Annotated in this window: 19 protein-coding genes; 4 read left to right on the plus strand and 15 right to left on the minus strand. The window is 52.7% G+C overall.

Annotated features, from left to right (window positions below; translation table 11 throughout):
* Positions 1-13: 13 nt before the first annotated feature.
* Positions 14-784, plus strand: coding sequence for a DeoR/GlpR family DNA-binding transcription regulator (locus B3729_RS05670; protein ID WP_010796325.1), 771 nt, complete (start codon positions 14-16; stop codon positions 782-784).
* Between the two features lie 77 nt (positions 785-861).
* Complete coding sequence (gene glmS, locus B3729_RS05675) at positions 862-2,697, plus strand: glutamine--fructose-6-phosphate transaminase (isomerizing) (protein ID WP_286787339.1); 1,836 nt, start codon at positions 862-864, stop codon at positions 2,695-2,697.
* 35 nt (positions 2,698-2,732) lie between these two features.
* On the opposite strand, the gene B3729_RS05680 is transcribed toward glmS, so the two are convergent.
* Together B3729_RS05680 and B3729_RS05685 are read right to left on the minus strand one after the other, a co-directional pair.
* Positions 2,733-3,032 carry a glutamine synthetase gene (locus B3729_RS05680; protein ID WP_286787340.1) on the minus strand — a complete coding sequence of 100 codons (300 nt, stop codon included), beginning with the start codon at positions 3,030-3,032 and terminating at the stop codon, positions 2,733-2,735.
* 200 nt (positions 3,033-3,232) lie between these two features.
* Positions 3,233-3,601: an NADH:ubiquinone oxidoreductase gene (locus B3729_RS05685; protein ID WP_286787341.1), complete on the minus strand. Its 369-nt coding sequence runs from the start codon at positions 3,599-3,601 to the stop codon at positions 3,233-3,235.
* A 55-nt stretch (positions 3,602-3,656) separates the two neighbouring features.
* Here B3729_RS05685 and B3729_RS05690 point away from each other — a divergent pair, with 55 nt between their 5' ends.
* Both B3729_RS05690 and B3729_RS05695 read left to right on the plus strand, forming a co-directional pair.
* Positions 3,657-4,625: a CobW family GTP-binding protein gene (locus B3729_RS05690; protein WP_286787342.1), complete on the plus strand. Its 969-nt coding sequence runs from the start codon at positions 3,657-3,659 to the stop codon at positions 4,623-4,625.
* Positions 4,626-4,710: 85 nt separating this feature from the next.
* Positions 4,711-5,775 (plus strand): energy transducer TonB, encoded by a 1,065-nt coding sequence (locus B3729_RS05695; RefSeq protein ID WP_286787343.1) that lies wholly within the window; start codon positions 4,711-4,713, stop codon positions 5,773-5,775.
* Between the two features lie 61 nt (positions 5,776-5,836).
* Here the strand turns inward: B3729_RS05695 and B3729_RS05700 are convergent, their stop codons facing one another.
* The 13 genes from B3729_RS05700 to B3729_RS05770 form a co-directional block, all read right to left on the minus strand.
* Positions 5,837-6,334: an acyl-CoA thioesterase gene (locus B3729_RS05700; protein ID WP_010796320.1), complete on the minus strand. Its 498-nt coding sequence runs from the start codon at positions 6,332-6,334 to the stop codon at positions 5,837-5,839.
* Between the two features lie 101 nt (positions 6,335-6,435).
* The gene (locus B3729_RS05705) at positions 6,436-7,197 is read right to left on the minus strand and encodes an SDR family NAD(P)-dependent oxidoreductase (protein ID WP_010796319.1); all 762 of its coding nucleotides are present in this window, start codon (positions 7,195-7,197) and stop codon (positions 6,436-6,438) included.
* A 156-nt stretch (positions 7,198-7,353) separates the two neighbouring features.
* On the minus strand, positions 7,354-7,755 hold the full coding sequence (locus tag B3729_RS05710) for an SMI1/KNR4 family protein (protein ID WP_010796318.1): 402 nt from the start codon (positions 7,753-7,755) through the stop codon (positions 7,354-7,356).
* A 159-nt stretch (positions 7,756-7,914) separates the two neighbouring features.
* Positions 7,915-8,757 carry a Tim44 domain-containing protein gene (locus tag B3729_RS05715; RefSeq protein WP_286787344.1) on the minus strand — a complete coding sequence of 281 codons (843 nt, stop codon included), beginning with the start codon at positions 8,755-8,757 and terminating at the stop codon, positions 7,915-7,917.
* Between the two features lie 508 nt (positions 8,758-9,265).
* Positions 9,266-9,694 (minus strand): EamA family transporter, encoded by a 429-nt coding sequence (locus B3729_RS05720; protein WP_286787345.1) that lies wholly within the window; start codon positions 9,692-9,694, stop codon positions 9,266-9,268.
* A gap of 53 nt (positions 9,695-9,747) precedes the next feature.
* Positions 9,748-11,916: a DNA helicase II gene (gene uvrD / locus B3729_RS05725; protein ID WP_286787365.1), complete on the minus strand. Its 2,169-nt coding sequence runs from the start codon at positions 11,914-11,916 to the stop codon at positions 9,748-9,750.
* 74 nt (positions 11,917-11,990) lie between these two features.
* On the minus strand, positions 11,991-13,370 hold the full coding sequence (yegQ, locus tag B3729_RS05730; protein ID WP_286787346.1) for a tRNA 5-hydroxyuridine modification protein YegQ: 1,380 nt from the start codon (positions 13,368-13,370) through the stop codon (positions 11,991-11,993).
* A 131-nt stretch (positions 13,371-13,501) separates the two neighbouring features.
* Positions 13,502-13,825 carry a hypothetical protein gene (locus B3729_RS05735; RefSeq protein ID WP_286787347.1) on the minus strand — a complete coding sequence of 108 codons (324 nt, stop codon included), beginning with the start codon at positions 13,823-13,825 and terminating at the stop codon, positions 13,502-13,504.
* 35 nt (positions 13,826-13,860) lie between these two features.
* Positions 13,861-14,277 (minus strand): hypothetical protein, encoded by a 417-nt coding sequence (locus tag B3729_RS05740; protein ID WP_286787348.1) that lies wholly within the window; start codon positions 14,275-14,277, stop codon positions 13,861-13,863.
* A gap of 261 nt (positions 14,278-14,538) precedes the next feature.
* Complete coding sequence (locus B3729_RS05745; RefSeq protein ID WP_286787349.1) at positions 14,539-14,955, minus strand: HEAT repeat domain-containing protein; 417 nt, start codon at positions 14,953-14,955, stop codon at positions 14,539-14,541.
* Between the two features lie 10 nt (positions 14,956-14,965).
* Positions 14,966-19,882: an RHS repeat-associated core domain-containing protein gene (locus B3729_RS24625; protein ID WP_313595329.1), complete on the minus strand. Its 4,917-nt coding sequence runs from the start codon at positions 19,880-19,882 to the stop codon at positions 14,966-14,968.
* Positions 19,879-20,619 carry a DUF4123 domain-containing protein gene (locus B3729_RS05765; protein WP_286787350.1) on the minus strand — a complete coding sequence of 247 codons (741 nt, stop codon included), beginning with the start codon at positions 20,617-20,619 and terminating at the stop codon, positions 19,879-19,881. The genes B3729_RS24625 and B3729_RS05765 overlap by 4 nt, the downstream gene beginning before the upstream one ends.
* On the minus strand, positions 20,609-21,275 hold a 667-nt coding region (locus B3729_RS05770), incomplete at its 5' end, for a bacteriophage T4 gp5 trimerisation domain-containing protein (protein ID WP_414704020.1). The genes B3729_RS05765 and B3729_RS05770, both read right to left, overlap by 11 nt.

A 21,275-nucleotide genomic window follows, 5' to 3' on the forward strand; every position in this document is an offset into this window, starting at 1 on the left:
CGAATCGAAACTTATGGCCAAGCGCAACACTCCACAACGTCGCCATGACATCCTTGCCCGTTTGAATGAACAGGGTGAGGTGACAGTTGATGAGTTGACCAAACTGTTTGCCACCTCAGAAGTTACGATTCGAAAAGATTTGGCTGCGCTCGAAAAGAATGGTCTCTTACTACGCCGATACGGTGGCGCCGTTTCGATCCCCCATGAGCTTCTGAGCGATCTTGCTCAAGCGCCATCACCGTATAAGCAGGCCATTGCGCGGGCTGCCTCTTCACGTATCCGCGAACATGCCCGGGTCATTATTGATAGTGGCAGCACGACCGCTGCGCTTATTCCCGAATTGGAAAACAAAGCAGGTCTGGTTGTGATGACCAACTCGCTTCATATCGCCAATGCCTTGCGTGAACTTGAGCATGAGCCGGTTTTGTTAATGACTGGCGGGACCTGGGACCCTCATTCGGAATCCTTTCAAGGGCAAGTGGCTGAGCAGGTCTTGCGCTCTTACGACTTCGATCAGCTATTCATTGGTGCTGATGGATTGGATCTTGAACGGGGCACGACAACGTTCAATGAATTATTGGGCTTGTCGCGTGTAATGGCTGAAGTGGCCCGAGAAGTCATCGTTATGGCAGAAGGGGACAAGGTTGGTCGACGTATTCCCAACCTGGAACTGCCCTGGTCGAACATTCACACGCTTGTGACTGATGGGCGTTTCCCTGATGAAGCCAGACACCAACTGGAACAACGGGGCATTACTGTCATTTGTGTGGCTGTGGATAAATGATCTCCATCAAATATCCACAGCCACTCTTTAAAATTTGAACGAAGCATTCATATGCATCGCTTGTTTAGGAGTTTTCCATGTGTGGCATCGTAGGCGCCATTGCTGAGCGTAATATCACCGCTATCCTCGTTGAAGGGCTCAAGCGCCTTGAATACCGAGGGTATGACAGCGCAGGTCTTGCCGTACTGACGGCGCAGCAGACCCTTGAGCGCATTCGTCGCCCCGGCAAGGTCAGCGAGCTGGCTAGCGCGCTTAACAGTGAAGGCCTGACAGGTCGCCTCGGTATTGCCCATACCCGCTGGGCCACACATGGTGCGCCAACTGAAGCAAATGCTCATCCTCATTTCTCTCATGGTCAGATTGCAGTGGTCCACAATGGGATCATTGAAAACCATGAACCTCTGCGCGAGTGGTTAAAGGAGCTCGGTTATGTCTTTACCTCCCAGACCGATACCGAAGTCATCGTTCATCTTCTGCATCACAAGCTGAAGGAAACCGGTGATATCACGCATGCGCTGAAGGCAGCGGTGAAAGAGCTGCATGGTGCCTACGGTGTAGCGGTCATGAATATCGACCAGCCTGATCGTCTGGTCGCTGCCAGAAGCGGCAGCCCCTTGGTGATCGGTCTGGGGATTGGGGAAAACTACCTGGCGTCGGACCAACTGGCGCTCCGGCAGGTAACGGATCGCTTTATCTACTTGGAAGAAGGCGACATTGCAGAGATTCGTCTGAATGGCGTCTCGCTGTGGTCGGTGGACGGTGAACCGGTAACACGTGAAGTTGTTCAGTTTACCGAAGGGGCCGAAGCCGCTGACAAAGGTTCGTTCCGCCACTTCATGCTCAAAGAGATTCATGAGCAGCCTGCTGTGGTTCAACGCACCCTGGAAGGGCGGTTGGGTCTTGATCATGTGGTGACCGAGGCATTCGGTCCTCAGGCAACAGACCTGTTTGGGCGTGTTAGGAATATTCAGATCGTTGCCTGCGGCACAAGTTTTCATGCCGGTATGGTGGCGCGCTATTGGCTGGAAGGTCTTACGGGTATCCCTTGCCAGGTAGAGGTGGCAAGTGAGTTCCGCTATCGGCGCGTAGCGGTACAGGCTGACACGCTGTTTGTGACCATCTCCCAATCAGGGGAGACAGCGGATACCTTGGCTGCGCTTAGAAATGCCAAGCCGCTGGGCTATTTGGGCAGTCTTGCAATTTGTAACGTCGCGACCAGCTCGCTGGTACGTGAGTCGGACCTGACCTTGCTGACACAGGCGGGTCCTGAGATCGGGGTTGCTTCTACCAAGGCGTTCACGACTCAGCTGGTTGCACTGCTGCTGCTTACGCTGTCGTTGGGCCGTGTTCAGAACCGTCTTGAGGCTGGCGTTGAGGCTGAATTGGTGGAAGAGCTTCGCCGTTTACCCGCGCGTCTTGATGAAGCGCTTGCCATGGATAAGCGTGTAGAGAAGATTTCCGAGCTATTTGCAGAGAAGCACCATACCTTGTTCCTCGGCCGAGGTGCTCAGTATCCGGTGGCCATGGAAGGCGCGCTCAAGCTCAAGGAAATTTCCTATATTCATGCCGAGGCTTATCCGGCGGGTGAGCTCAAGCACGGCCCGCTAGCGCTGGTGGACACCGATATGCCTGTAGTTACGGTAGCGCCTAATAATGAGTTGTTGGAAAAGCTGAAATCCAACCTTCAGGAGGTACGCGCTCGAGGCGGTCAGCTGGTTGTCTTCGCGGATGCAGAAGCTGGTCTTACCAACGGGGAAGGCACCCACCTGATCGGGATGCCCAGCATTCATGATGTGCTGGCGCCAATCCTCTATACCATACCGCTGCAATTGCTGTCTTATCACGTCGCTATATTGAAAGGGACTGATGTAGATCAGCCTCGCAATCTAGCCAAGTCGGTAACGGTTGAATAATGTATTCAGCAAAGCCCCGTTAAACGGGGCTTTTTTTATGGGTTGGACGTGCAGCCACCAATACGGCCGCATAAAAGTGTTTGTCGACCTGCAGACGAGCTGGAGACGCGTCCACGTGAAGTCCAACCAATGGCCCGTGTAAAGCCGGACCAGATCTCGCCATCCGAGGCGTAACCCATCAAGAAACTGATTCGACCATAGTGTGCCTGGGTTTGCGTCCAGGTGCGCTGGGTTGCAGCATCGTATCCTTGGATAAAAATATGTTTATCCACAACCGATACATGATAGTGACTGCCTGCAAGGTCTTCGCAGCTGACTATTTGCACCGTACTCATACAATTCACAGGTAAGCCATCGGCAAATGCAAAAGATGAGCACAGCAAGGAAGGGGCAAGTAGTAGAGACCAGGCTGGTGGTCTTTTCATAAGATAGAAAACCATCAAACAGATTAGGTTGTTATCTTATAACCTATTTGCCTTGTGCCAGTAGCCTTTGCCATCAGTAGGATGATCCATAGAGGCATCAGAGCCTGTCATCATTCAGTCCGCTTGGATGTGTCCAACCACGTGCCCTGGCTCTGCTGTTCACAGAACGGCTTCAAAAAGCGTGCATCCGTAGCAATACCGTAATAATGGATGTCCTGTCTGTACGGCATGCCTTGTACCTGGGCGTTCTGGCAGATACCGAATCCGCCGGTAGGGCATTGTTCAACAAAGGTAACCTCAACGTTCTGCTCTGCCAGTTGAGGCTTACAAAATCCATCATGAAATAGATTCGCTGGAATCGAGCGATTCTGCTGGCAGACTTTCACATCGACGCCTTTACCCTTGCTGTGGACCAGGCACGCTTCGGCCTGCACATAGAGCGGAGCGAGGAAGGCTAGGCAGGCAAATAGGCGATACATAGAGGTAACCGGCTTAAATCGGCGACTCTACCACTGACCGAATCGAGACATAAACATGCTCAAGCATATACCTACCCACGTGATAACAGGACCTTTGGGGGCAGGCAAGACCAGCCTCATCCGGCATTTGCTGACGCAGCGTCCTCAACACGAGCGGTGGGCAGTACTGGTTAACGAGTTCGGTCAGATAGGGCTTGATGCTGCGTTGTTGCATACCACGGATGCCGGTATCTCATTGACTGAATTGCCGGGAGGATGCCTGTGCTGCGTCAACGGTGCGCCATTGCAGGTAGCCCTGGTGCAGTTGTTGCGCAGGGCTCAGCCCCAGCGCCTTTTCATTGAGCCGTCAGGGCTGGGGCATCCGGCTACATTGCTCAAGCAGCTCGCCAAAGGTACCTGGCAGGGCGTACTGGCGATTCAGCCGGCAGTCATGGTGGTTGATGCTCACCGCCTGGCGACCGGGGAACGGCTACCTGATGCTCAACGTGAGGCGTTACCCGGGGTTGGGCTGTTGGTACTCAACAAGTCTGAGTTGTTGAATGACAGAAGCCGACAGGCGCTTCTAGCCTCCTTGCCCGACATCCAGTGGCAATGGACCCTGCAGGGAAGGCTGCCTTTTAACCTTTTGCCCGGAAGCGCTTGTGTAGCTGGCCAACGTGCTCTCGATTCACTCCCAGTGCCTCCCCCTGGTCAGCGGGGACCATTACCTTCGCTGCTGTTACCTGGACAGCCCTTAAGGCAAATTCATGAGGCTGAAGGGCGCTTCGCCATAGGGTGGCGGTTTCACCATAGCAGCCAATTTAACCGCCAAGCAGTTCAGACATGGCTGGGCGCATTACCTGCACTGCTCAGGGCAAAAGCCATTCTGCATGCAGATGGGCAGTGGTGGAGCTTCAATCAAGCCAGTGGACAGGGTGAATGGCGGATCAGTGAGTGGCGCAAGGATAGCCGGGTCGAATTGATCTTCGAAACGGTCGTAGATGCAGCCGCCCTAGAGTCAGATTTGATGAATTACATGCAATAGGAATCCTGTTGTCGCTAAAAGTTGATAAATTCGTTATCTTAATGATAATGATTATTAAATCTGACCGCCTTTGTGGATCATTCCTATGTCGTTGACGTTGCCGGCGAGATCAAAATCGCCTGAGCAAGACCCTTCGCTGCAGCCTGAGCACCCTGCTGAATCGGCTGAAGGAGTACGTCTGTATGTCGTGCGCAGTGAGGTTGAGCCTGTTGCTGGTGTAAATGCCAGTCGTACGGATCCAGGCGCAGAGATCATTTCGCTGCAAGGGTATTCACGAAGCGATGAGGTGCCTCCGCTGGAGGAGAACGTCGGCAATGCCGAGCCGACAACCGAAACAACGCCTCCTCGTCGTTGGTGGCTGGCCTCGGGGACTTCCTTTGTTATGCACGCGGCGCTGGCGGCTGCATTGTTTTTTGTCGTACAGACTCCGCCCGAACTCAAAATCAGCAAGGGTGATAGCCCAAGCGAGCTAAAGGTCAGCTTTATCCAGCTGCCCAAAAAGGAGCCTGCCCCAGAGCCTCCGGCAGCAGCGCCTACACCTCCGGCCCCACCAGAGCCCGAACCGCCTAAGCCGGAGCCTCCTAAGCCGGTTGAACCGCCCAAGCCCGTCGAACCACCCAAACCGGTAGTCGAAAAGCCCAAGCCAAAGCCGAAACCCAAGCCGGTTGAGCACACCCAGCAAAAACCGCTACCGGTCAAAAAGAAGCCTGAGCCCAAAGCAGAGCCTGAGCCAGCCCCTGCGCCTGCTGCACCGGCAGCAAGTGCTCCTACGCCTGCGGCTGCACCAAGCGCACCTGTTCAGGCACCCGTGGCCACGCCTGGCGCCAAGACCGCCGCTTCTGCAGGTCCTGCAGGCCTCCCTACTGGGAGCATCGACGACAGCGATATCCGTCCTTTGAAGATGGATCAGCCCAAATATCCTGATGTGCTGCGTCGTCGCGGATTAAGCGGGGAGGTCAAAGTGTTATTTACCGTAACCGCAGATGGCCGTATTACTGATGTGGAAGTACTGGAGTCGTCCAACAAAATGTTCGAGCGCTCCGTGCTCGATGCGTTGAGCAGCTGGCGCTTTGCTCCTCGTGTATCAGGTGGACAAATCGTACCGCGCAAGGCTACCAAGGTATTTATCTTCAAGCTGCAACGCCGCTAACGGCCGACAGGCTCCAATAAAAACGCCGCGGATAATCGCGGCGTTTTTGTTTAGGCCCTGATCAGCCGGATGAAGGAAGTACGTCTTCCTTGATCGCCTGATACCGCTCTTGCAACTCTCGGCGAATTTGCCGGCGTTGCTGTGCCTGTATGCAGCGGCGTTTCTCGTCGAACGTCTTGGGTTCCAGTTGAGGAACGGGGCAGGGCTTGCCGTCATCACCCAATGCAACCATTGTGAAGAAGCAGCTGTTGGTATGGCGTACCGAGCGCTGTTGAATGTTTTCCGTAATGACCTTTACACCGACCTCCATAGACGTCGTTCCGGTGTAGTTCACCGATGCCAAAAACGTAACCAATTCACCTACGTTGACCGGTTCGCGAAAGATCACCTGATCGACCGACAGTGTTACCACATAACGGCCTGCATAACGGCTGGCGCAGGCATAGGCCACTTCATCCAGGTGTTTAAGCAAGGCGCCACCATGCACCTTGCCAGAGAAGTTCGCCAAATCGGGCGTCATCAGAATGGTCATACTGAGCTGGTGATTACCGGCTTCCATATAGGCCTCGTCATATCCTCAAATCACCGGTAATTCCGGCGGCGTCAGTATGCAATGTTATGGCGATTTGCCATAGGATTCGTGCGTTAGCTATATCCGTCTTATGAGCGACCCGCCGACAACCCCCTATCGATAGGCATGTCTGCCCCCGAGATAGCAGAGGCCTGCGGCTGGCATAGGAAGTACACCAGTTCAGCGACTTCTTCAGGCTGGATAAAGCGGGCCTGATCACCTTGCGGATACCGATTGAGCAAGTTGCGCCGGTAGCCGGTAGGATCGCCCTGGCCATAATGGGCCGCCTGAAAATCCAGCATGGGCGTATCGATATCGCCTGGGGAGACAGCATTGACCCGCACACCGTCCTTGGCCAGCTCAATGGCGAGGTTCTGGCTGAAGAAACGAATAGCGGCTTTAGCAGCGCCATAGGCGGCAGCACCCGAGACAGGTTGGCGACCCGCACCGCTCGAAATATTGATGATCGTTCCGCGGGTTTCCTTGAGAAACGGGATGGCAGCGGAGCACATGAAGAAGGTCGACTTGAGGTTGACCGACATGACGAGGTCATAATCCTCTTCGCTGAACGTCTCGACAGGGCCTTCGCGCCAGACACCTGCCGCATTGATCAAAGCATCGAGGCGGCCGGTACGCGCCATCACCTTGCTAATGAGGTTACGACAGCCTTCGGCCGTCCGTAGATCAGCTACGACGCTCGAATCCAGGGGAACATTGCCATTGAGATCATGCAGGCCATCCTTGTCCAGATCTGCCGCTGCAACGCGCCAGTGACTCTGTGAAAAACGCTGGGCCAGTGCTCGACCGAGCCCGCCAGCGGCACCAGTGATCAGAACGACAGGAGTGCTCATCCAGGGATTACCTTCTAGCGGAAAAGATAGCTATATCCAGACCTTGCGCAGCCGCTTACGTTCAGCGTCTGGCCTGCCATTCTCGTGCAATCCGCTACAAGCGTCTCGTAAAGCCTGCCAATAACGGCAGGCTAACGCTATAGAGCTGATCAATGATCAGCTTTCCAGCCAGACATCTCGTGCCCAGATCCAGACGGAATCCCAGGTGTCATCGTCCAGCTCACCATCCGTCCAGAGCAGAACCTCGCCTTCCTGACTTACGGCGTAGTAGCCGTCACCGTCCTCACAAATGGGTATCAGATCGCGAGGTAGACCTTCCGACCAGGCTGTAGCGGCCACTTCTGGGAGGTAGGTATGGGACTGCGGATCGGTCACCGTTACGGGCTCGAGCTTGCCGTATACCACATCGCTGACGGTGAGAAGAAACTCGCGAAACTCGGGCGGAAGGCTGATCAACAGTTCTTCTTCGATTTCGACCAACAGGTCCTCATCGGGCAGCTCGAGCGGTACCGGAACAGGTTCGTTCTCTTCGCGCAGCCTTTCAATCACGTCTTCCATCAATACATCCTCTAATGCAGGGGTGCGTGTTATACCCTAGTCAAGAATATAAAAGATGGAAAAGGTGCCATCGAGAAAGTGCTACCTGTATGAACAGCGCGACAAACGGTAGAAATGAAAAAGCCCGGCATGGCCGGGCTTTTCTGAAACACAGAGCGATCAAGCGTTCTGACGGATACCGGCCAGCAGCCAGGGCTGGTTGCTACCTGCCAGGCGCTCCATACGCCAGCTTTCGCTGAAATTCTGACCCTGGTCGAAGCGAGACTCTTTCGACAAGCCAGAGAACGTGATGGTAGCGATGGTCTTGCCTTCCAGCTCTTCCACGCCATCCAGTTCAGCCTGCAAGTTCTCGATGTAGGTGGACTGGAAGCCTTCACCCAAGCTGGCACGCTCATCTTTCAGCCACTGGAGCATCTGAGGCGTCACGAACTCGGCGATCTTGTCCATCTCGTTGGCATCCCAGTGCTGCTGCAGAGACATGAAGTGCTCACGGCCAGCTGCAACGAAACGCTCTGCATCAAACCAGGCAGGCGCATTCATGACTGGCGCGGCACCACCCTGACCGAATCCGCCAGGCTGCTGTACAGGCGCTTCACGGTACATCGGTGCGTGGCCTGCCGGAGCGGGCTGATGCTGTTGTTGCTGCTGACGGCGGCGCGTGAATAGCTTGAACAGAACAAACGCTATCAGGGCCATGATCAGGAAGTCGAAGAACTGGAAGCCTTCGAAACCGTCGCCCATGAACATGGAAGCCAATAAGCCACCAGCGGCAAGACCGGCTAACGGACCCAGCCAGCGAGAAGCACCGCTAGCGGCTGGCGCCTGACGACCCGGTGCGGCTGCCGCTGCGCCCGGTTGCTGTTGAGGCGGTGCCGCCTGGCGTGTCTGGTGAATGGGAGCTGCACCAGCCGACTTGCCTCCACCCATGCGCTTGGCATTGGCATCAAGGCTCAGGGTCAGGCCCAGGCAGATGATCATGAAAAAACTCATTATGCGTTGCATCGTAAGATCTCTTATCGTGAACTACGTTGATGTCCATCTTGCGCCGGACATTGCGTAAGGGCTAGCGCTAATTGTTTCGGCTTTTTGCATGGTTTACTCAAGGCTTATCGTTTGCTGTTGGACTGTTGCTTTATGCGCAATATTTCAAACCACTGGTCAGCTCCAAAAAAGCGTTAGCGCGTACTCAATTAGGGTGTTTTCTAAACATCGGCTGTGGCTAAAAGCACAGATCTGAAATTGATGGCTGAGCGCTATCATTTCATTACTACCTTGAGACGGTATGCTGTCCAAACCATTTGCATCTTGGGCTACGGGAGTGGAGTGTTGTGATGCAAGGGATGGTAGCTATCGCTTTACAAGGATACCGGCCTGTAAATGCCTGACAGAAGCAGTCGTGGCGGGGCTCGGTGGGTAGGGCGCCTGAGCACCTCTATGCAGGGAATAGGCTTGTCTTGCATGCTTCGGCAATCTCCCACCGTTTGACAAGCCTTTCCTTGCGCCTTCAACCCTAGGGTTTCAGCGCCAACAGCACCACGCCAAAACCTATTGCGCCAATGCCGCACCATTGGCGCAGCGTCAGCTTTTCGCCTAGCAGCAGCACACCGAATAGGGCCACGAGCACTACGCTCAGCTTGTCTACTGGCGCTACCAGCGAGGCGTTACCCATCTTCAAGGCTCGGAAATAACAGATCCAGGAGGCGCCGGTAGCCAATCCAGATAACACAAGAAAGAGATAGCTCTTTGGCGAGATCGAGCTTAAGGGCTGATACTGGCGGGTCGCATAAACAATCAGCACAAGCGACAGGAACACTACTCCAGTCCGCAACAAGGTAGCAAAGTCCGAATTGACCTGGGCAACGCCAATTTTGCCAAAAATGGCTGTGAGCGCCGCGAAAACGGCTGACAGCAATGCCCAGAAGAGGCAGGAAGACGCCACGCAATGTCCTTCTTCAAACAGGCAGGGCGACCTTGGCCGCCCTGGAGTATACGTTAAACCGGCTCCAGCTTGGCGTAACTCACCATTAACCACTTGCTGCCTTCGGCGTCGAAATTCACCTGAACACGTGCATGTGGACCGGAGCCCTCGTAATTCAGAATGACCCCTTCGCCAAACAAGGCGTGATTGACTCGTTGGCCCAATGTAAACGTCGTGTCTGGAATGGCGGCACCTGCAAACGGATTAGGTCGACCTACGCCAAACGGCTGCTTGACCGAATTGGACAGGCGGACTTCCTGAATCAGGTTTGGTGGCACTTCGCGGATAAAGCGCGAGAGCTTGTTATAGGTCTCGGTTCCATGAAGCCGGCGCGTTTCCGCATAGGTCATCACCAGACGTTTCATGGCCCGGGTAATTCCCACATAGGCCAAGCGGCGTTCCTCCTCCAAGCGGCCGGACTCTTCCAGGCTCATCTTGTGAGGGAACAGGCCTTCTTCCATACCAGCCAGGAAGACCAGCGGAAACTCCAGACCCTTCGCACTGTGCAGCGTCATGAGCTGTACACAGTCTTCATGGCTGTCTGCCTGATTATCCCCAGATTCCAAGGCCGCATGGTCAAGGAAGTTAGCCAAGGGAGAACGATCATCGTCACCACTGAAATCAAAGGACTTCGCGGCGCTGATCAATTCCTCAAGGTTTTCGACCCGGGCCTGACCTTTCTCGCCCTTTTCAGCCTTGTGATAGGCCACAAGCCCTGTCTGCTCGATCACGATCTGAGTCAGCGTATGCAGCGGGACATCTTCAGACCTGAGCCCCAGTTCATCGATCAACTCGACAAAGGCATTCAGACTGGATGCCGCCCGACCGGATACCGACTTGGTGCCGACCGCATCATGCAGTGCTTGCCACATGGAGTAGCCGTTTGTGCGTGCAGTGTTACGCAGGATCTCGACCGTCTTTTCACCAATGCCGCGGGGCGGGACATTGATGACACGCTCCAGCGCTGCATCGTCATGGCGATGACAGATCAAGCGTAGATACGCCATCGCATTCTTGATTTCGGCGCGTTCAAAGAAGCGTTGGCCGCCATAGATGCGATAGGGAATCTTTTCCCTTAGCAACGCTTCTTCCAATACCCGTGACTGGGCGTTGGAGCGATACAGAATGGCCATTTCGCTTAGCGAGAGACCCTTCTTCGATTCGCTTTCGATAGTTTCGACGATATAGCGGGCTTCATCGTGCTCATTGAAGCCGGCGTACAGGGTAATGGCTTCGCCTTCACCCGTATCCGTCCACAGCTCTTTGCCGAGCCGATCGCTGTTATTGGCGATCAGGCCATTGGCTGCCTGCAAAATCGTGCTGGTGGAGCGATAATTCTGCTCCAGACGAATGATGGCGGCAGAGAAGTCCTGGTTGAACTGCTGGATATTCTCGATACGCGCGCCACGCCAACCGTAGATGGACTGGTCGTCATCACCTACTACCATCAGGCTTTCGCCGCCCTGGGCGAGCAGCTTGAGCCATGCGTACTGCACGGCATTGGTATCCTGGAATTCATCTACCAGCACATGGCGGAAACGGCGCTGGTAATGGGCAAGCAGGTCTGGATTATCGCGCCACAGCTCCAAGGCGCGGAGCAGCAGCTCGGAAAAGTCGATAACGCCGGCGCGAGCACATGCCGCTTCATACGCTTCGTAGATGCTGCGCATGGTGGCCAGGAACAGATCGCCACTGGCCTGGATATGCTGTGGACGTAGGCCTTCGTCTTTCTGGCCGTTGATGAACCACTGCGCCTGCCGTGCCGGCCAGCGCTGCTCATCCAGCCCCAGATCCCGAATGACCCGCTTGACCAGGCGCTGCTGATCGTCGCTGTCCAGAATCTGAAAGTTCTGGGACAACTTGGCTTCCTGCCAATGAGCTCTGAGCAGACGATGGGCAAGCCCGTGGAACGTGCCGACCCACATGCCTTGCGGATTCATGTTCAGGAGCTGCTCGATCCGGTGGCGCATTTCGGCAGCGGCCTTGTTGGTAAAGGTCACCGCCAGGAGCGAGTGGGGCGACGCATGCTCGACCTGGATCAACCAGGCGATGCGGTGCACCAGCACCCGGGTTTTGCCGGAACCGGCACCCGCAAGCACTAACTGTCGGCCAAGAGGCGCCGCCACCGCTTCACGCTGGGCGGCATTCAGGGAATTCAGGAGGAGAGAGAGGTCATCATGCATGAGCACATTGTAACGACTCGCGCGCTGAACTGCATGGGCGGCTGGTCAGCTTCATGCGCGAACCGGCCGCTTTTTTACCGAAATTGCGGGTTTCGAGTGGTCGTACCCGCCTCCAGATTGCGCATCAACAATCCATAGCTGAGATCAATGCCTTCCGGAATCGCCAAGTAGACGGTATGGCTACTGCCCGGAGCGGTTTCCAGGTGGATACCGCGCACGTTTTCCATCGCCTCGACTGAAAGGTTCAGATTGCCGTTAGGCGTCATGACCTCGATGGAGTCGCCCAAGTCGAAGCGATTCTTTACGATTACTTCAGCCAGTCCGTTGCGACGTTCACCGGTCAACTCACCCACGAACTGCTGGCGCTCGGATACCGAATAGCCCTGGTTATAGTTCTGATATTCGTCGTGCACATGGCGGCGCAAAAAACCCTCGGTGTAACCGCGATGAGCCAATGACTCCAGGGTATCCATCAAGGATTTATCGAAAGGGCGACCCGCCGCTGCATCATCGATAGCCTTGCGATAGACCTGCGCCGTACGTGCCACGTAGTAATGAGACTTGGTCCGGCCTTCGATCTTGAGTGAGTGCACTCCCATCTTCGCCAACCGCTCAACATGGTGCACGGCTCGCAAATCCTTGGAGTTCATGATGTAAGTACCGTGCTCATCTTCATAGGCCTCCATCAACTCACCCGGTCGGCCCGCTTCTTCCAGCAGGAAAACCTCATCTGTAGGCGTACCAGAGCCTAGTGTTGGTTCCGGTACGTTGAGTACAATAGGGTCATGATGCTGCACGATAGCGCCTAATGCATCCTCTTTCCCTGGATGAGCCTTGTACTCCCAGCGACAGGCGTTGGTGCAGGTGCCCTGATTAGGGTCGCGCCGGTTGATATAGCCGGACAGCAGACAGCGTCCGGAATAAGCCATGCACAGCGCACCGTGAACGAACACTTCCAGCTCCATTCCCGGCACCTGTTGGCGGATTTCTTCAATCTCCTCCAGCGACAGTTCTCGGGACAGAATCACACGCGACAGGCCTTGGCTCTCCCAAAACTTCACGCTCGCCCAATTCACCGCATTGGCTTGTACTGACAGATGAATCGGCATCTGGGGAAATGCCTGACGCACCAGCATGATCAAGCCAGGGTCTGACATGATCAACGCATCCGGGCCCATCGCAATGACGGGCTCGATATCCTTCAGAAACGTCTTCAGCTTGGCGTTATGCGGCGCAATGTTCACCACCACATAAAATCGTTTGCCTTGCGCATGTGCCTCATTAATACCCAGCGCGAGGTGCTCATGGTCGAATTCATTATTTCTGACCCGGAGGCTATACCGTGGCTGCCCTGCATAAACGGCATCTGCGCCATAAGCAAAGGCGTAACGCATGGATTTGAGCGTACCGGCAGGGGAGAGGAGTTCGGGTTTGAATAAAGGCGTTATGCTCATGGAATAGCGACTTCAAAACCATGAGCTTATGAGAGCAGACTGTGGACGGTATTGATCCAGGTCTATAAACCTAGGGATGCTGTTCGTAGCAAGGATTCGCTAACGCTTGGCGAACCCTTACTTGAATGCGATTAGGCGACTAAATTGCCCAGCAGCATTGCAAATCCCAGTACCCCCAACGGAAACGCCCAATATTGCATTGGAATCCAGAACAGGGTGTGGCGCTTACGCAGCTTAACGGTTTGCTGGGTTTCTGGGTCAATCAGGATCTTTCCCGGACGGCTATTCAGCCGCTTACCGAAATAGAAAACGGCCATCGCGGATGCAAGTAGCGTTAGCGGGAAAATGATGAGGTTAGTTGCACCTAAAAGGCCACCTAGTAAGGAGCCAATCAAGGCCACAAACAGGGGAATAATAACGACTAAAAAACCAAAACCTTGCCATATTAAAAGCATCTTTTATCTTCCTTGATTGGGTTGTGACACATTAACTACCATGCGGAGCGATCTTCGGACTCAGCCTTTATAAGATCTTCCTTCCACTCTATTTTAGCAATTTCATAGATCTTTGAGAAGAAACCTCTCGCATCGACGATTTCATCTGCATACCAGGGAAGTGCTATATATTCTTCCTCCAAATATTCAAAATAAGCACTGAAATCGTGATCTTTAGTAGATAATAGCTTTTCTAGTTCCTTGAAAAGCAAAAATTTATGTCTGTAGGAATGATTATTTAAACTAGGGATAATATATAATTTTATTATTTCTTCTCTATCGGTAATTTTGTTTGGATCATATTTCCATAATTCTTCTCCTAAGGTTTCCTCTCTGTCATATATTTCGATGCCTCCTAAAAAATAGTTTAGGTCTGGTACATAGGGTTTTTCTAAAAAAGGATGTTTAAGCATTAGGCATATTGTTCGATTTGATAATCGTATATTAAAACTTCAATAATAGCATGGATTGGATAAGTAATTTTAAATTTACAATAACCTTGGATTATATTTTTCTCAGTTTTAATTTTTTCCTTAAAGTACTCTGTTTAACCTTGCAGTCAATCCTTTACTTACGGTAAGAGCTTGGTTGATAAGCTCAAAGGTGATTCCATGATTTCCATAAAATCTTCTGTAGTTTCATCTGGAACTGAGCTGATCTATAAAATTAATATTTTATTTCTCCAGAAGCTCAAGAATTTCTGAATAATTCTCGTAAAAGTTGTCTCCCTCTATTTTTTTAACTTCATTTATTATTTCTATTATTCTAGGCTTTAAATCTTTCTCTATCGGTGTTTCGGCCCAAGCCAATTCGCAGGCTGCCATAATTTGCACTTCTACAAAATTTGAATAAAGCAGTCTTTTTAATAAGTCTATAGCATTTTTCGACCCATTCTCACCTAAGGATACTGCAAGACGCTGCTGCCAATAGTTAGGCTTAGATAAAGTTATAGACTTAAGAAATTTCCAATCTTCAATGCTTAGTTTCGGTATTACGCCTTTGGCTACATGCTCAGTTATATATTCATTCCAGTTGGCCTCCTCAGATGCTCCGATCCAATGTTCTAATTCTATAAGAGATATATTATTCATTTATATATTCCTATTGAGGGATCATGGGCGAATCGCCAGCAGGAAATGAAGATGTAACAACATTATTATCCTTTATGACCTGCCATGTTACTCCATCAATATTCTTTGTATGTAGAGTGGTTGTAACGCCATCCACTTCTCGTAGGACGGTACCTGGAGATGCCGCTACTTCGTCCGTAACCCATAAAATTTTATCATCTGTCCAATTTTTAGGAGCAATAGTATGTTTATTTGGGGACTTTTGTGATGACCAGCCAGTGGTGCCATCTTTACGTACTAATATCATCTTGAAATTTATTGCTTTAAATGTACCATCAGGGTTTATTTGTATTACGTCCATACTATAGTTTGGTGAGCTTAATACTTTTGGAGAATGCCCACCAATAGGTTTATTGGTATTAGAATTTCTTGTCCCATATAAGATCTTTTCTTGCATCCCCTTTGGTAATGGACCTGTGTAAGAATCATAGCTTTTTGGAGCAGAAGGAGATTTTTCATCGACTCCTATGTTTTCTGGGCTCTCTACTATGCCCGGCGTACAGCTGTTTGTGTTTGGGCAGTTAGTTAAACCGAGAGGATCCACCCATCCCGTCGGATTGGGCACGTACTGATAATTATTCAAACCACCCGCTAGCTTGATCGGGTCAGGCGTCAGAAAGCAGCCCGTATTAGGATTGTAGTAGCGGTGCCGGTTGTAGTGCAGGCCGGTTTCCTGGTCAAAATACTGCCCCTGGAAGCGCAGAGGGTTTTCCAGTTCGGCGACTTCCAGTTTTGCCACATTACCGTAGGCGCGATACTTGGCAGACCAGACGATAGAGCCTGCCGTACTGGTTATCTCCTGTGGTGTGCCGAGGTGGTCGAGCTGGTAGTAATAAGGTTCGGCTGCTTGCCCTTCACCGTGCAGCATTGCCAAGGGGCGGAACGTGCCGGGCTCGTAGATATAGCTACGGTAATGGTTTTTCCCGCTTTCGGCGATTAGCCGTTCGCCTTGCCAGAGAAACTCGGTAGTTTGGCCATCAACAGTTTTGGCGATGCGTCGGCCGAAGGCGTCGTAACGGTACTCGGCGATTCGCCCGTCAGGGAGTGTCGCTGCAATCAGGCGGTGCTGGCTGTCATAGCGGTATTCAGTGACCAGTCGTTGACCTGCGCCGCGTCGTTCACGAGTCAGATTGCCATAGGCGTCGTAATCGTAGTGGCTATCGCCTTGCATCAACAGACGGTTGCCTTTGACGTTAGCGAGGCGTGCACCTTCCTGCCCCGTCTGGCTAAGCAGGTTACCGGCGGGATCGTGGGCAAAGCTCTCGGGCAAATCGCCCCGAACAGCTATCAGTCGATCCAGCGGGTCGTAATGGAAGTGCTTGTTGCCCTTGCGGGAGTCTTCGATCGCAGCGAGATTGCCGTTGGCATCGTAGGCATAGCGACGTTGATAAACGCTGCGCTCTTGTTGGCTAATGCGGTGGGCTTGGAGGCGGCCTTGCTCGTCATAGTGATAATGACTGAGCAGTGCGCCTTGCTGGCGGTATTGTTCACGTCCGCCCGGTAGGTATTGGTGGGCCGTTAGTGGCTGACCATTCAGGTCAATAGCGCTTAGCAGGCCGCCATTACGATAGCGGTAATCAAGCAGGCTGCCATCCGGCAGGCGGCAATGGCTGAGCTGCCCAAGAGCATCATATTGATAACGGAACGTTGTCCAACCTTGATGCTCGGTAATAAGGCGATCCTGAAGATCGTACTCATAGGCGAGCGGCCATTGGCCGTCATCTACACTGACCAGCCGGCCAAGGGCATCGTAGGCGTAATGGATTTTCTGGTGGTCAGGGAGGGTTTTAACGAGTAACCGTCCAGCCGAGTCACGCTGGTAGCAGGTAACCAGCTGGCTACCGTCTTCGCCAAATTCCGTTTTTTCTATCAGATGGCCGTTAAGGTCGTAGGCATAGGCTGTTGTACGGCCATCAAAGCCTGTTTCTTCTCGTATCAGGCCGTTGGGATAGTAATCAAGTTGGTAGTGCTCACCGCGCTCGTTCTCGATCTCTGTCAATAACAGGCGAGCATTGTCGTAGCGATAGCGCAGCTGGCTACCATCAGGGTTGATCCGGCGACTAACGAGGTGCAGGTTGTCCGCGTATTCGTAGCGGGTAACGCGTCCCAACTCATCCCGCTCGGCTGTTATTTTGCCGTATGCATTGTAGGTAAACGCGCGCGTCCCACCGCCCGGCAGCGTAACCTGACTGAGTCGGCCAACGGCGTCCCATTGATACTGAGTAACAGCGCCTGATTCGTCCTGTCGAGTGATTTGGCGGCCAAGAGCATCATACCGATAACGGCGCTGGCCACCGTCAGGCAGCAACTCTTCTATCAGCTGGCCTTGGGAACTCCAGGTGAGTTCATGACGGCTACCATCAGGATGTTGAATACTGAGAAGGTTGCCCCGGCTGCTGTAGTGGTAGTGAGTTGTGTTGCCGTCCGGATCCGTCTGAGCGGTAATGTCACCTTGGGCATTACGCCGATATTTCCAAACAGCCTTGCCCCGGCTAACCGTGCGTACGAAGCCTTTATGGTATTCGTAATAGGTAGGCTCATCTTCAGGCGGAATGACAGCAATGAGATGACCCGCCTCGTCATGCTGGTATTCAATGATAGCGCCTAGCGGATCTTTCTCGGCAATCAGCTGGCCTTTTTCATCGTATACCTTGTGATGCTTGGCGCCGTCCGGGTCTATCTGTTGGACGAGGCGAGCATTTTCATCATGTTGGTAGACCTGCTGGCTGCCGTCTGAGTTATAAACGGTAACGGTACCGTTGTCTTCCCAGACGTAACGCGTATCCATTTGGGCAAAATTGGCCCAGTGATGGACGCAACGGGACTGTTTTCCTTCGCCTTCCCATTCCCAGAAGAACGTCGCTCCGCCCGCCAGTTGGCGCTCCTGGATAACGTGTTGATCGTTGTAGCGATAATGCTCGCTTTCACCTGCCGCATTGGTAGCAGACAGAAGTTGGCCTTGGGCGTTATATCTATAGGTGGCCAGGGTCTGGACGGTATGCCAACTCGCTTCTTCATTATCAGCAGGGCGGTAGACCTGATAATCAACCGCTACGATATGAGCGTGCTCATATGTGAAACGCAGCGCACGACCGGTGTTATTTCTCAGGCGGACAATACGGTCTCGGGCATCCCGAGAAATGCTTAAGGTATTGCTATAGGCGTCGCTGATGGCGATCAGGCGGGCGCTTTGACCTATCCGGCGGAAGTGATAAAAACGAGGCGTTGTACCCGCTTGCGCAAGAACCAGCTCGCTTGGGTCCTCACCAAGATAAATCGCTGCAGCGGAAAGCCGGTTCGTAATGGCAGGACGTTGCTGGCTTGGTAGCGGAAACTCGGTGCGGCGATTCTCATGGTCTGTCCAGATAACCGTGTCGCCCAGAATTTCCAACCTATGGGCCAGACTATGGCTCCATCCATAGCCCAAGCCAACATTGTGCTCGACAGCACTGGTGCGATAGAGGCGAGACCAGGGAAAGGCGAGCACCCTATCCAGCTCTCCATCGGTCAGGGTAAGCAATTCCTCACCTGTAACCATGGAAACCGGACAGCCGTTAGTGCAGGTTTTGGCGCATTCCTGCGAAGGTTTGTCGTTAGGATCCTTAGCCGGCTTGGAGACGTCATCAACCTTTTCTTCGCGAGATAGACGCGTTTGACGCCGCGTCTTATTTCGGCTTGCCGTTGAGGCATTTTCTATCGTTTGGCTCGGCGTATCGGCTGGGATAGGTCTTTCGCTTGCAGGCGCTACCTTGGCGTTGATTTTACGGGCTGTATTCGTCTCGCTGATTTCACCATGGGCCGCTAAAGGCTTTAAGGTGTCTGCATGTACAGACAGTGCATGGGATTGACTTGCGTTGATTAACGTATCGGCAAGCTTGCTGATTAAAGCCGTCGCCTGACCAGACTTGAGTGTTTCCAAAGCTTTGGTGCCAACGCGGATTGCGAGCCCCGCACCGCCGCTCAAAATAATCCCGACGACAATATTGATTAAAAGCTCGCCGGTAAATTGAGCCAATACTTCAACACATGTCTGAGGCGGTAACAGCTTGACCCAGCTAACAATTGCCGCCACGTAAATAAACATCAGTGGCTCATCACTAGCGATCAGTAAGGCTGTACTTAGCGATTCCTTGGAGGCGGTATAGAGCTTTTTCAGCTCGTCTGGACTCAAGTATTTAGCGAGCTTTTTAGCATTCTCATAAGGATGAGCAATCAATTGAAAAAGTGACTTTATGTCGTCCCAGAGCGAGAGCAGTGCATGCTCAAAGCCCTCTAGGGCAGCCTCCAGTTGGAGTTTTAAACGTTGTCCCGAGTTAGCGTTTTGATAGGTGCTCCATAAAGGTTGGAATTGATTGGTCCATTCGCTTTGAAGCCATGCAGCAAGCTTTTGAATAACGCCTTGATAAGAGCTATATAGGGCTTCTACCTGAGCCTTCGTTACATTCGGGAAAAACGTAATGCGATAGAGCTGTCCACGCTTGCAGCCAGAAATGACTTTTATGCCGCTTGGGCCGATTTCATCATTAATGACGGGTCCTGTAACTTCATCTCCGTTCCAGGCTCTCGTGACAGGTTCCAGTCGTACGGGTGTATTGCCGATGGGAACAAAGCGGGCGGCTTCAAAAGCATGAACTAACGTGAACTCTCCATTCAGCGGGCACGTTGCGTAGTTCGTAACAGGGGAGGTGTAATCCTTGCCCTTGCTAACGCTTAACTCATCGCCAATCTTGAATGTCTGATCGGCATCCAATGCCCAGCCAGTCCAAAAACTTTCAGCCAGCTCTTTATAGGTGCCTAAACAGCTTTTGAATTCAGAGATTACTTTGCTTGCATCAGGTGACTCGGCACCCAAACCAATAAACGAGAGCGAGCCGAGCCGAGGAATCATAGCGAAGCATCCTTTTCAAGTTGAGCGATAAGTTGCGCCGTATCGTCCATGTCTGTTTCCTGGCGCTGAACAAAGCGTTTGATCTTTTGTAAAAGATTGATTTCTGGGAATTTGAAGTAAATGTCTGGGTGATTTTCTTGAATGTGCTGCATCAGGTTATCGATCAGCGTTGAGGCATCGTTTTCATGCAATGCATCAAGTACCGTCTGGGGCACGTTCCACCAAGGGTATGTTCGAGCGATTTGGTAAGTACTTGGGGTTATGCTGGCGTTGAATTGATTAACCCAGTACTGATCGAAGCAAGGTAATACGGTAGAGAACTGCTGATTCAGGGTCTGAATCACAGGGATCAGATGCCGGCCATCCCAAAAGCGGAAAAACACTTCGCTACCGTCTGGCATAAAGACTTTGGTCAGACTCTTGAGGTGCTCGACGATAGCCGCTGGCTCATGCGTGGATAGGGCTAGCCATCCCCAGTCTTTATGTTTTTCTTGAGCGGCCCAATTTAAAAATGTGCTGTTTGGGCTGAGCCTACCTAAGTAGGGCATCACCGGCTGCCAGTTAGCGTAGGGGGTACCTTCCCAAATGGGCAAAGGGACAAAAGCTTCACGAGCTTCGTAATAGGCCTTCAGTGGATTGGCATCGCTGGCGTTACTCATCACGACATAAAGGGATGAGTTATCAGTTGACTGTTGAGCCAACCACTCCTGAAGGGTAAGCAAATTATCAGAGCGCACAGAGCCCCTCCTTGCACTTTTCGCATTCTTCGCAGAATGGCGAATTGCGCTTGAAGGTATTGATCTGTGCGGGTGTTAGCAGAGCACCTGCCTTATCTACGTCGGCTGGCCTTACAGGCCCCGGCAGCAGAGGGGATGCGCCGGTTCCGTTGCCTGCGTTGCCTCCAGAGTTGATGCGGACCGTTGGGCCGACGATAGTGATGCCGCTAGCATCCAACTTGATAAAGCTGCCGCCGGCCTTGAAGGTAAGTTCACTGCCAGCTTCCAGGACAACTTTCAAACCACTGGATAAATGGATTTCCTGCCCCGCACTGACGAACTGACCCGTACCGATCTTGATATGCTGATTCTGCCCTACGGTGAGGTGGTCGTTGGTCTTGACCTCAACCTTGCGGTCCGCATCCGTGGTGCGGTGTTCCTCAGCCTTGTATTCCGTGTAGCTGTTGGCCTCGACAATGTCGTGTCGCTCATGCCCTACGCGGATCTTCTGGTCGTGTTCGATGTTCTCGTCCCAATCCCGCTGGGCATGAACATAGATCTGCTCCTGGCCTTTCTTATCCTCAATGCGCAGCTCGTTATAGCCACCGCCGCCCGGTGTGCTCAGGGTCTTGAAAACGCTGCGGGTCTTACTGGCGGGCAGGTCATAGGGCACCTGA

Source organism: Pseudomonas sp. UBA3149, assembly GCF_002364655.1.
GTDB classification, from domain to species: domain Bacteria; phylum Pseudomonadota; class Gammaproteobacteria; order Pseudomonadales; family Pseudomonadaceae; genus Chryseomonas; species Chryseomonas luteola.